Consider the following 13,572-nt stretch of genomic DNA (forward strand, 5'->3'; position numbering starts at 1 on the left):
TGAATCCATGTCCAGGCTCGCCTTATGAATGTTCTTCCGTTGAGGATATATAGAAAAATTTGCGAATATAATCGAAAGACATGGTTATAAGTTCCCAGTGCGGACCCCAAGAATTTTTAATTAATTACTAGTCGACCATATTGACAATATTTTTATCCGCCCTCATCCTATATCGTTACAAGGTTTGCATAAACTCTTATTAACAAGGAAATAAAATACGGGTAACCTCAAGTTTGACGTAAGGAGTAGGGCCCGTGAGCCTATTTTCCATTAGATATATTGGGTTTGAAGACATAAGCCAAGAGCCCTGAGAGGAGGTCTGCCAAGAAATTGTTTGGCAAGCGATGCCGTGTTGTGCTGGATTTGGCAAATCTCTTTCAATTCTCCGATGGCTGTTTCAATCAATCCACGCCCTGCAAGAAGCAGTTGTTTAAAAGCCGCAAGCGGGTTTTGTTTTTCATGTTTTTCTTAAGCCGTGGGTGACGAGCTCAATACCTTGATTGCTCAGTGTTTTTGTTAACCCCAGTTTGAGGTAAGTTTTAAAGAAATTATCTGATATGGCTTCAAAGAAGCTGTGTAACCATTAAGTTTCTCTCAATTTCACGATAAATAAGAAAAGTGGTTTCCCTAGTAGAAATATTTTGTTTGATTGATGATTTTTGCAAGCGACAATTACCAGGCATTGCCTGCAAAGCTCGACTGGATAAGGGTTGTGGCGCATTAATAACAAAGCATAGCTTAACCATCCAAAGTATAGTATCATAGCGACTTCAAAAATTGGGAAGTTATTTATATGAATCTTTGGAAAAAAGTTTTAATAGGATTAGTGCTAGGTATTTTTTTAGGCTTACTCCTAAAAGAAAAGGTTGTGTATCTCAAGCCATTTGGCGATCTCTTTATACGAATGGTGAAGATGATAATTACTCCGCTTATATTCTTTGCGATTGTTAATGGTATCACCAGTGTTCAAGATTCAAAAGCGCTTGGGAGGGTTGGGGTTAAAGCTTGTTTTACTTACTTTTTAACTACATTAATGGCAATTATTATTGGCTTAAGTGTAGGCCGAATCTTCGAGCCAGGTAAAGGTATTAATTTAAATTTTGAGAATAAGGAGCTGGCCTCAGCAGAGGATCAAGCCGCTCTAACAAAAATTATTGATATACTATTACATATTGTGCCGGATAACGCAATTGGAGCAATGGTCCAGGGAACCATCCTACAAGTTGTATTTTTCGCTTTGTTTACTGGAGTTACTATTAATGCTATGGAACGAGTATCTAGTAAGCGTTTGGGAGATATATTCCAACTTTTATCCCACATGGTCTTCAAGATGATAAGCTTGATTATGGAGCTATCCCCTATTGCTGCTTGTTGTCTTACTGCATGGGTTATTGGCACACAAGGAGTAGAGGTATTAAGAAACTTAATGAAACTAATAGGGTGTGCGTACCTTGCACTTATAATCCAGTACTTTATTTTTGGTTTGATTATTCGTGTTTGGACTGGATTATCGCCTGTACCGTTCTTTAAGAAAAGCTTTGAATATCAGGCAATTGCTTTTTCTACAAGTAGCAGCAAAGCTGCATTACCTACTACTATAAAAGTTTGCCAAAGAAAGCTTGGGATTTCGCAAATGAGCTCTTCCTTCGTTTTACCACTTGGAGCTTCTATAAATATGGATGGTATAGCTATTTACATCAGTCTTTGTACTCTATTCTTTGCTCAGGTAACAGGTAAAGTTCTAAGTATCAATGATTATAGCTTAATTATATTTACCGGAACTCTTGGCTCTATTGGAGGTGCTGGAGTTCCAGGCGGCGCCATCGTAATGCTTCCTATGATTCTTGGCTCGGTAGGCTTACCGATAGAAGGTATTGCATTGATTGCGGGCATAGATCGTATTATTGATATGATGAGAACCACGATTAGCATAACAGGGGACGCCGCTGTTACGCTCTGTATTGACCACTCTGAAGGCCTTTTAGATAGAGAAACATATAATAATAGAGAATTATCATAGAAATTATATCTATTCTTTTCGAAATGTTAAGAGCCACAAGATAAGCATAATAGGCAAAATAGCACTAAGGTACATTAAAAAGCTCCAATTAATATTTTTTGCTGCTAAGTTTTCGCCTAGAGTAAAGACAGAGACTAAGCTGACGCTATAGATAAATAACTTGATATTACTGTATCTATTAATGTAGCGGTGGTAGAAATTTCTTACTGATGATGCTATTGGAAGGCCACCAAGTATTATACAAAATAAAGGCCACAAAATTCTGTTGTGAAGATTAACTATATAGCATTTGTCTTTTTCTTTTAAAGCAATCTCAATTACCTGGTCTATATATTTCTCATTGGGGCCATCAGTATATGTTTGCTTTAAGAGACTTGATAATTCTAGGTTAAAAAGGTATTTATTAAAAGTGATCAAAGTTAATTTTTGGTAAGGCGGTAATATTCCTGCCGGCTGCCGTTCTGTAATATCAAGGCTATATTGTTATCATTAATAGATAATCTACCAAATTTTGCGGTGATAGTGATTTCCTTATTTGGTATTCTTGAATCGTTCATTAAAATTCCATGCATAATATCGTCTTCAGTGCGATCTGCTATATAAAACGTAAGCCCATTTATTTTCGATGAAAATATACCTTTTTCTAGTAGAAAAGAGGCGTAATTCTGCTGCAGCGAAAATTGTAACCTCTTAAACTCCTTATATCCCTTTGGCATTAGGTACGATGAAAATAATAGTGCGATTACAGTCATAAGAACTGACGATATCATAAAGGGTTTAGCAATTTGAAAATCGCTGTAGCGGTTGCTTTGTAAAATCAGTAGCTCCTTCTCTTTTATCATTTTGCGCACCTCTAAAACTGAGGCCAGTAATATAGTAAAAGGCAAAATATTATAAATTAGTAGCGGCAGTATATATATCGACAATTTTAGGAAGTCCTTAATAGCTACTCCATTATTTATGATTAAATCGAAAATTCTAAATGACTGAGTAACCCATAGTACTATGGTTAAAAAAAATGCAATAACAAGGCAGAGGCGCAATATCCTATTGATTTGGTATTTATTGTATAAACCCATTATTTATTTTTATTTGTATTAAACATATTAATAGCAGATAGAGCCATTTGCATAAAATTTATATTTTGCTGATTCAGCATATTAATATTTTGATTCCAATAATCAAAAACATAAGTCTGGTCAGTAGGGCTTTTCATTAAATGTTCCATATAAGAAGAGTGCTTTATAAAATATTCCATGGATAACTTAATATAATCATTAAAAATTTTACCCATATTACGATCTTGCAACTTTATCAACTGCTTTAAAAACTCAAGCGGTAGCAGTTCGTACCCATCTTGCTGTTGCTCTAGTGCGATTTGAGTCAAAGTAAATTTTGTTAAATCTTCACCAGTCTTAACATCAACTACTGCAATGTCATAGCCTCGTTTTATAAGCTGTCTAATGTCGTCCAATGTTACATAACTACTTGTTGCAGTATTATATAATCTCCTATTAGGGTACTTTTTCATTAATAAGCTTTTATCTGTCATGCTATTCTTTGGGACATTATTTCTTAGCGGTTAATATAATATCAAATACTTAAAGCAAATTAAACTATTAATTGATTAAAGCTTCTGAAGTGGATCATAAAAAATAAGGCTATTGAAAAGATAAGATCAAAACTTTATAAGTAGTCAACAAAAATCATTTTAATAGTATCACATGCGTTTTTCTAAGTTCAAAGCCGTAACCATCTTGTTGATTTGTGGTACAAGTATTTATCTGTCACTACCAAGTTTTTTTAATAATGCCTTGTTATTCGTACCTAGTTATTTAAGGGCGGCTCCAGTCAATCTGGGATTAGATTTGAAAGGTGGGGCATCAATTTTACTGGAAGTCGAGGTAGAGGAGTACTTGAGAAATTACTCACAACAAAATTTAGATCAAGTGTTATCGGGATTTAGAGCAAACGGTATTCCCTATATTAAAGCAAAAACAAATATAGAAGGATTTGATATAGAGGCAACTTCGCTTGCTAACCAAAAAATGCTTAGTGTAATAAGAAAATTAATTGGTAACCGCTTTGAGTATATAGAAGACGATAATACTCTTAGAATCCGTTTTGATAGTTCAGTAATAGAAGAGATAAAAAAATCTCTTATGCAACAAAGTATTGAAATTATTAGACGCAGGATTGACGAGTCTGGAACAAAAGAAATAGACCTGCAGCGTCAAAGCGATAATTACATATTGCTGCAAGTGCCTGGTTCCGATAATCCTGGCGAAATCAAGAGGCTTCTTGGTAAAACTGCAAAACTATCTTTGCACATAGTAGCAGATGGGGTGACGATTGATAATCTCGCTAAAAGCCCTATACGCTCTAATTTAAAAGTTTTAGAAATTGGAGATAATAATCAAAAACATAAGGTCGTTTTATATTATAGGCCAATTATAACAGGTGATATGCTTGTTGATGCACAGGTTTCATTTAACCAAGATATACCTGTTGTTTCTTTCAAACTTAATAATGTTGGAGCCAAAATTTTTGGGGATGTGTCGTCAAAAAATATAGGTAAAGCAATTGCTATTGTTTTGGATGATAAAGTTCTCAGTATTCCAGTGATTAGAGAGCCTATTTTAGGTGGTAGCGGGATTATTTCTGGTAATTTTTCCGTAGCTTCAGCTAATGAATTAGCATTACTACTTCGGGCGGGCGCCCTGCCAGCGCCGCTAAAAGTTGTGGAAGAAAGAGCGATAGGACCTAGTCTTGGTATTGACTCGATAAGAGCTGGAACTAACGCTATGATCATAGGCATTTCTTTAGTTGCTTTATTTATGATAGTTTTTTATGGCTTTTTTGGTCTTGTGGCTAACTTCGCTTTGATTATTAATACCTTTATGATTATAGCGTGTATGGCAGTAATCGGAGCAACTTTAACACTTCCAGGAATCGCAGGTATTGTTTTAACATTAGGTATGGCTGTTGATGCAAATGTTTTAATTTGTGAACGTATTAGAGAAGAGTTGCGTAATGGCAAGTCAAATCTAGCCGCTATTGAAAGTGGGTATAAAATCGCGTTCTCCACTATATTGGATGCGAATATCACTACCATAATAGCTGCAATCATTCTTTACATTATGGGCTCGGGTTCTATAAAGAGTTTTGCAGTCAGCCTTACTGTAGGAATTACTTGCTCTATGTTCACTGCTATTTCCTTAACAAAAATTATTATAGCTTTTTGGCACAGAATTACAAAGACAAAGCGGGTTTGTACACAAAATATTAGTACATGAATAAAAATTATTTTTCTTAATAAATGAATTAACGGGGGTATCAGTTTGATGTAGCGTAAGAAAACCCCAAATTCTAAACATTTCATAATTGCACTACTGTGGTTTTGTTTTTCATGTTTTTCTTAAGCCGTGTGATGAGCTCAATACCTTGATTGCTCAGTGTTTTTGCTTATATACCACCGATCTCCGAATAGAAGGCCTGTCAAATATTGAGTCAGTTTCTCGACAGCGGCTCGATCATCTGTATTACCCGAAGTCAGTGTGAATGACATAATCTCTCCTTGATCATTGAGGCCAAAGAACCATCCGGGTCGACGTTTTCCCACGCTGAGCGACGCCTTTAAGGACCTTATTACGGCTAGTACGTGAGTTATGACAAACCTTTTCCAGCTTTTTGTTGAGTCAACGTACCTGTTTGTTTCCCTTTGCAGCAATTCAGCAGAATGACCAACGGGGTGACCGCGTCTCGCATCAGCTCAACAAAGCGATTGTAGCTGATAAGCTTCGGCAACTCCTCTCTGAAAGAGATTTGAACACAGTTTAGGTAAAAATCTTTGAATCCGGTAATGCCCTCAAATGAAACAAAACGAGGATCGTTACAACTTCGGAAAGCATCATCCCAGACTCTCGTTCCCTTTGTCTCTGCGAGTTTCTTAAGGATCTTTGGTACGTGAGTTGTCGCTTGCAAAAATCATCAATCAAACAAAATATTTCTACTAGGGAAACCACTTTCCTTATTTATCGTGAAATTGAGAAAAACCTAATGGTTATACAGCTTCTTTAAAACTTATCTCAAACTGGGGTTAACAAAAACACTGAGCAATCAAGGTATTGAGCTCATCACACGGCTTAAGAAAAACATGAAAAACAAAACCAGCTTGCGGCTTTTAAACAACTGCTTCTTGCAGGGCGTAGATTGATTGAAACAGCCATCGGAGAATTGAAAGAGATTTGCCAAATCCAGCACACCACGGCATCGCTCGCCAAACAATTTCTTGGCAGACCTCTTTCTCAGGGCTCTTGGCTTATGTCTTCAAACCCAATATATCTCGTGGAAAAAATAGGCTCACGGGCATACTCCTTACGTCAAACTGAGGTTAATTAAACAGGATGAATACAAAAAGGAGTATACTGCATTATGCACTGCACGGCGGTAATTTTGATATCATTGAGCTATCAATTAAATAATTAAAAAAAGGAGACAGATCTGAACGTAGCAGATATTTATGGTAAAACTCCCTTTCATTATTTAAACGCAGAGCAGTATTTGCGAGATACCTCATTCAATCCATCATATTATCTAGGTAGATTAGACTTTTGACGCAGCGCGATAACGAAGGTCAAACGTTTTTCGAGCGTTTAATGACTGCAAAAATATACAATAAAGATTATATAAGCCACTTTATTGGTTATGCTAAAGCTCAACCTGATATGCAAAAAGCGTTACGGGGTGTATGTAAGAGAACTGATTTAAAGTGGTAACAATTTAATGCACCGCCTTTTGTTGTTTGACAATGATCGATTTATCCACGTATTAGATATCATGACCGGCAAAAAGTAGCGGCGCACTATTTTAGAGGAAAAAAATCAAAAAGGAGAGATGCCCATTAAACAAATTATTTCAAGAGACAAAAGTTCAATAAATGCTCTCTATAGTAAGATAAGCACCGATGGTATTCCATATTTAATAAGTAATCCCTGATAAGAAAGATATAGTAAGCGATCAATTTATTGACAAAGTTTATTGAATACAGCCCTTATCCAGCGGATATTAAGTTATTATATAACATTGAATTAGGTAATAAGTCTCCAAGCTCTTGGCAATCAAGGACAAAAGGAGAAATGACTTACTTGGATGATATACTATTGTTGCTAGCTGTCGGATGGCAAGATCCGCATCAGGTTAAGAGAGGCTTGACCGAAGAGCAGTTTTTAGCGGAAAAATTAAGGTCTGATGAAGAAAAGAATAATATAATAGAAAAGTTTATTGATTCAGCCATCATGCAAAGTAGGCAAAGTTCAGGCCGCAAGTTGTGGGGCAATGCCTGGTAATTATAGACGGCAACAAGATGATATGATATCTTCATAGTAGAATAGGTGGAGTAGAAATGGACAATCAAGTGTAAATATTGTGGCTCTCGAGCAGGTGAAGAATGGCGTGGTAGGGACAGCAGAGGTAGATTGCAAGAATTGCAAAAAGAATTACCGAGAGAAGGTGATAAGCCGCAGAAATACACGATGAATGATAGACTTAAAACTTAACCTTGAGGACTGTGGGATTAGGACGATAGAGAGACTGACTGGAATCCATAACAGCCAAATATCTTCATGGATCGAAGGACGGGGGGCGCTATGTGCAAGAAAAGTTAGATAAGAGCTGCAACAGCACAAAGTCACTTAAGGATATCGAGGTCCTAGAGATTGACGAGCTGTGCACATATATAAAAAAAGACCAAAGAATGGAAGTGGGGTACACCTTTATATTGATTACTGTTGATAGAGGAGCGGGTGAAATTATTGATTTTGAAGTAGGTGACGGGAGCAAGGCAACCCACCTGAACCTGTCATTTAGGCTTTGAGGAACGTTATAAATGAGCATGTACAGATGATTACAGCGTTTACGAATACTATAAAATCTCCACGCACCGTCACAAAACAAAGGCTGAGACCCCATTGGTAGAATCAAAGAATTCTTTAATTAAGGCATTATCTAGCTAGTTTTAATCGAAGAACGAAGTGCTACAGCAAATTCCTGAGGATGCTTTGCACTGCTCTTACCCTCTTCTTCCATAGGCATTTGCTGGATTTGAAACTCCTATCTATAAATATTAGGCAATGCCGCTTTGCACACACATGCAGAAATCGACTTAAGATTAATCTACTGGTATACATACAAAGTTCTTTATAGATTATTTAAATTAACATTCATTTGTCTTGCAAGATGACGAGGAGTATCGCCTAGGTTGTTCGGTAAATTTAAATTTGCCTCCGCTTTTATAAGTAAGGGCAAGATTGTATGGTTATGGTTTTTCAATGCGCTATGTAAAGGCGAATCTCCCATTATATCTTGAGTATTTACTAGTACATTTGATTCTAAAAGAGCGATTAAAGACTTTTTGCTTCCATTAATTGCCGCCCTATGTAAAGGTGTCCAACCCATTGAATCTTTTTTATTAGTATCTGCGTTATTGCGCACTAAAGCTTTTACGGTCTCTGGATGATTATTTTGCGAAGCGGTATGTAAAGGAGTTTCCTGCAAAGAATAATCTTGGCAATTAATATTCATTTTAAAATTTGAACATACATATTCTATCATTTCTACTCGATCATAAAATGCCATATAATGTAATAGATAAGCGCCTAAAAACGGTTTAGTATGCACAAACCTTTTGATATCAGCTCCATTCAAAATAGCCTTAATGAAATTCTCCCTATCCCCAGCAATAATTGAACTAAAAAGAAGCTGGCTGCTCTCTTCCCTAGTAAAGAAAAGTTGCATTTGAGAATTTGAATTTAATATACATATTTCTCTAGGAGTTAGTTTTTTTTTGTTTTTAACCTGCAAAGCAAACCCTACTCGCACTAGAAAACTAGCTAGCTCGATATTAGAATTATAAGCAGCTATATGTAACAAAGTATTTCCTTCTTCATCACAAGCAACATTTAATCCCAACAAATCTAAAATTCTTGAGACATTTTCGATGTCCCCTTTCTTAGCAAACGCAAAACAATCATAGCTCATCTGCCTAATCATTACATTAACGTCTGATGAAGAAATAATTGGACTCTTGCTTTTTATATACACTAAGTAAATAAAATTTTGGTTAACACGGTGTATGACTATACCATTTATTGGAGTATAAGACTACCCATGAATGCATAATTATTTGTAACAATTTGCAATAATATGTGTTTTGTTTAAGTGCAACGTATATGCTATGTTGCACCTATAAGATGTTTTTAAATATTGATATGAACCTTCAAAAAACTTTAGCTAATAAAGTTAAGTGTAGCGGTATAGGAGTGCACTCAGGGATTCTAGTTAATATGCTAATCTGCCCGGCAGAAGCAAATCACGGTATTGTATTTGTCAGATCTGACCTAAGAGAAAATAATAAGATACCAGCCTTATTTGACAGAGTGATTGACACTTCTATGTGTACTAAAATTGCCAACGAATATGGAGCAAGTGTTAGCACTATAGAACATTTGATGTCAGCCCTGTGGGGTTCTGGAATTGATAATGCAATAATATATGTAGATGGTGCAGAAGTCCCGGTAATGGATGGTAGCTCCGATTGTTTTATTAATCTTATAAAACAATCAGGTATTGTGAGCCAGTCTGAACAACGAAAGTTCATCGAAATTTCAAAAAGCGTCAAAATAGAAATGAATGATAAATCAATTGTTGCTGAACCTGACGATTCATTTTCTGTAAACTTCATAATAGATTTCGATAATCAATACATCCAAGCTCAATCCTATAATTTTAATGCTAATGATGACTTCGAGTCAGAAATTGGTAAAGCTAGAACTTTTGGATTTATTAAGGATGTGGAATACTTAAAAAGTATTGGCTTGGCCAAAGGCGCTTCCCTCGATAATGCGATCGCCATAGGCGAAGATGGTATATTAAACAAAGAAGGATTGCGTTACAAAAATGAGTTTGTTCGCCATAAGATACTAGACTGTATTGGCGATCTATATCTAGCAGGGGCTAGAATTAAAGGTAAGATAAAAGCGGTTAAGTCAGGACATCAACTAAATAATCTTTTACTACACAAAATTTTTGAAACTAAAAGCGCTTCTATTTCTTCAGCTGCATAACTTATTTCTATTGTAAAAAAAATCAATTTGTGCTATCATCTCTTTCAGTTAGAGCGATTTTTTTATTTGAAATTTGGAACAGTTATTGTGGTTTATTGTAGTTATTTCTATAGTAGTTTTTGTGCATGAATTTGGGCATTTTTATTTCGCTAGACACTATGGCATTGAAGTTCAGAAGTTTTCGTTGGGTTTCGGGCCAGCCTTGTTTAAATATAGAGATAAGAAAGACACTGAATGGATTTTATCAGCAATTCCTCTAGGAGGATACGTAAGGCTTTATGGCGATGATGTCGACCCAAGCTTTGTTGACCCAGAAAAGATACGTAATATGAGTAAAGAAGAAAAAAACAAATCTTTCTATTGCAAATCTTTAAAGCAACAGGCTTTAGTGGTCTTTGCAGGGCCCTTAGCTAATTATGTCTTATCTTTCCTATGCTTTGCTGTAGTCTTTATGATGATTGGCGTACCAACATTAGATTTAAAGATCAATTCAGTACAAGAGCATTCAGTAGCCTCTGCCATGGGCTTAAAACAGAATGATAGAATAATAGAGATAAACAATCAAAAAATCACCAATGGCGAAGAATTTAAGCGGGTTTTGAATTCTGGAGAAGAAGAAGTCTGCTTAAAATTTTTAAGGGATAACCAAGAATTTTCCACACAATTTAAATTACCATTTGAAAAAAACCGTACTCGGATTTTAGGAGTCATTTTTGAAACCAAAATTGAAAATGCGACTATTGTAAAAGCGCTAGCTAATAGTGCTAAGCATATATATTTCATGTCAAAAGCGATGCTTGTGGGAATTTTTGATATGGTAAGAGGAGAGAGTGGACTAGAAAATATTGGTGGTCCCATTAAAATTGCCGAATATTCTTCTAAAGCTGCTTCTCAAAGTTTTGTTTCCTTCATTTGGTTTATTGCATTGATTTCGTTAAACCTGGGTCTCGTTAATCTGTTACCTATACCTATGCTAGATGGCGGCAGATTGCTTTTTTATTTTATAGAAGCAATTAATGGAAAACCCCTGAATAAAAATACTAAAATTGTTACTTTCAGGATAGGATTCATTATTTTAACAACGCTAATGTTGGTAGCGATTTCTAATGATGTTATAAGTCTGTTATAAGTTTATTGTGTAAAAAGGGAAGATGAATTTTTTAAAAGCGCTTTGTTTAAAGTTAATTATTTTGATTATATTTAATACTGTTTCTGCTAATAGTTATGGTGGGGAAATTATAGTAAAAGGTAACACTCGGATACCTAAAGAGACTGTAATAACTTATTCAGGTATCACTAATACTGCTGATGCAACCTCCAATCAAATAGAGGCTGCTATAAAAAGTTTGTATACGACATCGTTTTTTTCTGATGTCAGAATAGAAAAAAAGGGGGCTAACATAATAGTAACAGTTGAAGAAAATCCCTTAATACGCAAAATTGCCTTCGAAGGAAATAAAGCGATTAGCGATGATTCTCTAAAGAAAGTAACCAAACTTCAACCTAAAGCTATTTATCTTCCGTCTCAGATCCATTTAGACAGTAAAGCAATAGAAACTGCTTACAACAAACAAGGCTATTATGAGGTTTTCGTTGAGCCCAAAATTATTAAGCTACCAGAAAATAAGGTTGATTTGGTATATGAAATTAAGCAAGGTCAGAAGGCTAAAATTAAAAGAATAAATTTTGTTGGAAACGAAAATTTTACTACTGAAGAACTAAAAGAGCATATCTTGTCCAAGGAATACGCTTTTTATAGATTTTTTTCCTCTGCAGATATGCATGACCCCGATAAATTGCATATGGATCAAGAGTTACTCAAGCGCTTTTACCAATGCAATGGTTATTTCGATTTCGAAATCAAAAATACGACCGCAGAGCTTGCACCTTCTCGAGATGGTTTTATAATAACCTTCCTAATTGAAGAAGGAAAAAAATATAAGGTACAGGATTTTTCTGTCCTTACAAATGTTAAAGGGTTGCCTAAGGATAAGCTCTTAGAAAAAATTAGCTTAACGAAAAATGCTACACTTAATTTGCAAGATATAGAAGCATCTGAAGAAGCGATGACCAAATATTTAGGCGCTAATGGCTATGCCTTTTCTGAGGTGACCCATGATGTGATTAAAAATTCAGAAACTGGTTATGCTATAGTACGTTTTATGATAAGGGAAGGAATGAAATTTTATATAAATAAAATTAATATAAACGATAATAACCGAACGATGGATAAGGTAATCAGAAGAAAAATGAAAATAGAAGAAGGGGATTACTACAGCAATACGTTAATAGAAAAATCAAAGATGGAAATTATTAACTTAGGCTATTTCAGTTCAGTTGATTTTAAAAACAAACGTACCGCCTTCCCTGATAAAGTCGATATTGATATTAATGTTAAAGAAACGAGTACAGGGTCAATGAATTTTTTAATAGGTTATAATGACCAAACAGGATTTATGGGATCTGTATCCGTAGCCGAGAATAACTTTCTAGGAAAAGGCCAAGCTGTTGAATTGGTTTTAAGTAAGGCTTCACAAGCAGAACAGGCAATTTTTAGTTTTACAGAATCAGGCTTTTTCAATCAACCAATAGATTCTGGATTTGATCTATATACAGGCAAGGTGATTGATAAGTACTCAAAATATTCTCATCAAGAAACAAGTGGAGGCTTGCGTATGCAATATGAGCTTTTACATGGCTTGTACCATGGCTTACGGTACAATTTAAAACGCTTTGATATATCGCAATCTGGCGGCTCAAAATCCTTAACAGTCCAGGATTTCAGTGGAATTGCATATAACTCTTCTCTTGGACAAACTTTTTCTTGGGGCACGCTTGATAGCAGAATAAGACCTACTAAAGGCGTAAGATTTACATTAATGCAAGACTTAGCAGGACTTGGCGGCGATACTCATTACATTAAACACCAAGTTATAGCTGATATGTTTTTCCCCTTTATAAAAAAGCATAGTGCTTAATTTGTCTGCCAGAGCTGCAGCCATTAGAGGACTGGGTAATAAAAGAGTTAGATTAATGGATAATTTATACTTAGAACAGGATTACCTACGAGGTTTTGGGCCTAATGGCATCTCTCCAAGAGATAGAAAAACTGGTAACTCCATTGGTGCTAAAAACTATTGTTCTGGCACCGCGGAAATCTCTTTTCCATTAGGATTACCAGAAGAAATAGGGTTAAATGGTGTTGCCTTTATTGATGCTGCTTCTATGTTTGACTATGACCTTAATCCTGCAATTACTGATGCTAAAGTTGATCAAAGCTCCGATATTAGATCAGCTTATGGAGTGGGTATAGTGTGGCGTTCACCTCTTGGAAAAATAAAATTGAATTATGGCATTCCAATAGCTAAAGAAAAATTTGACAATCCTCAAAGAGTCACTCTTAGTATAGGTGGGATGTTTTAGTTTTAT

14 protein-coding genes and 2 pseudogenes are annotated in these 13,572 nt (G+C 35.5%); 9 read left to right on the plus strand and 7 right to left on the minus strand.

Annotated elements, in window-relative coordinates:
- Positions 1 to 270 precede the first annotated feature (270 nt).
- Positions 271 to 405 (minus strand): hypothetical protein, encoded by a 135-nt coding sequence (locus tag MIDI_RS09615; RefSeq protein WP_272940944.1) that lies wholly within the window; start codon positions 403 to 405, stop codon positions 271 to 273.
- 388 nt (positions 406 to 793) lie between these two features.
- On the opposite strand from MIDI_RS09615, the gene MIDI_RS00830 reads away from it, so the two are divergent.
- A complete protein-coding gene (locus MIDI_RS00830) occupies positions 794 to 2,020 on the plus strand; it encodes a dicarboxylate/amino acid:cation symporter (protein ID WP_013950702.1) in 1,227 nt (408 codons plus the stop codon).
- 419 nt (positions 2,021 to 2,439) lie between these two features.
- Here the strand turns inward: MIDI_RS00830 and MIDI_RS00840 are convergent, their stop codons facing one another.
- Entirely contained in the window at positions 2,440 to 3,099 is a 660-nt protein-coding gene (locus tag MIDI_RS00840; RefSeq protein ID WP_013950703.1) for an LptF/LptG family permease, read from the minus strand.
- Positions 3,099 to 3,551 carry a polyhydroxyalkanoate synthesis repressor PhaR gene (gene phaR / locus MIDI_RS00845; RefSeq protein WP_160162172.1) on the minus strand — a complete coding sequence of 151 codons (453 nt, stop codon included), beginning with the start codon at positions 3,549 to 3,551 and terminating at the stop codon, positions 3,099 to 3,101. The genes MIDI_RS00840 and phaR overlap by 1 nt, the downstream gene beginning before the upstream one ends.
- A 193-nt stretch (positions 3,552 to 3,744) precedes the next feature.
- Between phaR and secD the strand changes: the two genes are divergently transcribed.
- Complete coding sequence (secD, locus tag MIDI_RS00850; protein ID WP_013950705.1) at positions 3,745 to 5,316, plus strand: protein translocase subunit SecD; 1,572 nt, start codon at positions 3,745 to 3,747, stop codon at positions 5,314 to 5,316.
- Between the two features lie 140 nt (positions 5,317 to 5,456).
- On the opposite strand, the gene MIDI_RS06690 is transcribed toward secD, so the two are convergent.
- From MIDI_RS06690 to MIDI_RS07715, 3 genes and pseudogenes are all read right to left on the minus strand, one after another.
- The gene (locus MIDI_RS06690; RefSeq protein WP_410517923.1) at positions 5,457 to 5,669 is read right to left on the minus strand and encodes a transposase; all 213 of its coding nucleotides are present in this window, start codon (positions 5,667 to 5,669) and stop codon (positions 5,457 to 5,459) included.
- Positions 5,659 to 5,706, minus strand: a pseudogene (locus MIDI_RS10080) (hypothetical protein); the annotation flags it as partial. The pseudogene MIDI_RS10080 and the gene MIDI_RS06690, both read right to left, overlap by 11 nt.
- A complete protein-coding gene (locus MIDI_RS07715) occupies positions 5,687 to 6,004 on the minus strand; it encodes a hypothetical protein (protein ID WP_052567652.1) in 318 nt (105 codons plus the stop codon). The pseudogene MIDI_RS10080 and the gene MIDI_RS07715, both read right to left, overlap by 20 nt.
- A gap of 228 nt (positions 6,005 to 6,232) precedes the next feature.
- Here MIDI_RS07715 and MIDI_RS09200 point away from each other — a divergent pair, with 228 nt between their 5' ends.
- The 4 genes from MIDI_RS09200 (at position 6,233) to MIDI_RS09205 (ending at position 7,895) form a co-directional block, all read left to right on the plus strand.
- On the plus strand, positions 6,233 to 6,421 hold the full coding sequence (locus MIDI_RS09200) for a transposase (RefSeq protein WP_237697394.1): 189 nt from the start codon (positions 6,233 to 6,235) through the stop codon (positions 6,419 to 6,421).
- A gap of 626 nt (positions 6,422 to 7,047) precedes the next feature.
- Positions 7,048 to 7,368, plus strand: coding sequence for a hypothetical protein (locus tag MIDI_RS08355; RefSeq protein WP_041185328.1), 321 nt, complete (start codon positions 7,048 to 7,050; stop codon positions 7,366 to 7,368).
- 190 nt (positions 7,369 to 7,558) lie between these two features.
- Entirely contained in the window at positions 7,559 to 7,690 is a 132-nt protein-coding gene (locus MIDI_RS09620) for a hypothetical protein (protein ID WP_272940972.1), read from the plus strand.
- Positions 7,671 to 7,895: a hypothetical protein gene (locus MIDI_RS09205; RefSeq protein WP_041185329.1), complete on the plus strand. Its 225-nt coding sequence runs from the start codon at positions 7,671 to 7,673 to the stop codon at positions 7,893 to 7,895. Before MIDI_RS09620 ends, MIDI_RS09205 begins: the two co-directional genes overlap by 20 nt.
- Positions 7,896 to 8,218: 323 nt before the next feature.
- On the opposite strand, the gene MIDI_RS00870 is transcribed toward MIDI_RS09205, so the two are convergent.
- Positions 8,219 to 9,058, minus strand: a complete 840-nt coding sequence (locus tag MIDI_RS00870; protein ID WP_160162173.1) for an ankyrin repeat domain-containing protein — start codon at positions 9,056 to 9,058, stop codon at positions 8,219 to 8,221.
- A 230-nt stretch (positions 9,059 to 9,288) separates the two neighbouring features.
- Between MIDI_RS00870 and lpxC the strand changes: the two genes are divergently transcribed.
- The 3 genes and pseudogenes from lpxC (at position 9,289) to bamA (ending at position 13,566) form a co-directional block, all read left to right on the plus strand.
- Complete coding sequence (lpxC, locus tag MIDI_RS00875) at positions 9,289 to 10,143, plus strand: UDP-3-O-acyl-N-acetylglucosamine deacetylase (protein ID WP_041185609.1); 855 nt, start codon at positions 9,289 to 9,291, stop codon at positions 10,141 to 10,143.
- Positions 10,144 to 10,216: 73 nt separating this feature from the next.
- Positions 10,217 to 11,272: an RIP metalloprotease RseP gene (gene rseP, locus MIDI_RS00880; protein ID WP_083809583.1), complete on the plus strand. Its 1,056-nt coding sequence runs from the start codon at positions 10,217 to 10,219 to the stop codon at positions 11,270 to 11,272.
- A gap of 22 nt (positions 11,273 to 11,294) precedes the next feature.
- A pseudogene (gene bamA / locus MIDI_RS00885) lies at positions 11,295 to 13,566 on the plus strand (outer membrane protein assembly factor BamA).
- Positions 13,567 to 13,572 lie beyond the last annotated feature (6 nt).

This window comes from Candidatus Midichloria mitochondrii IricVA, assembly GCF_000219355.1.
Classification (GTDB): Bacteria; Pseudomonadota; Alphaproteobacteria; order Rickettsiales; family Midichloriaceae; genus Midichloria; species Midichloria mitochondrii.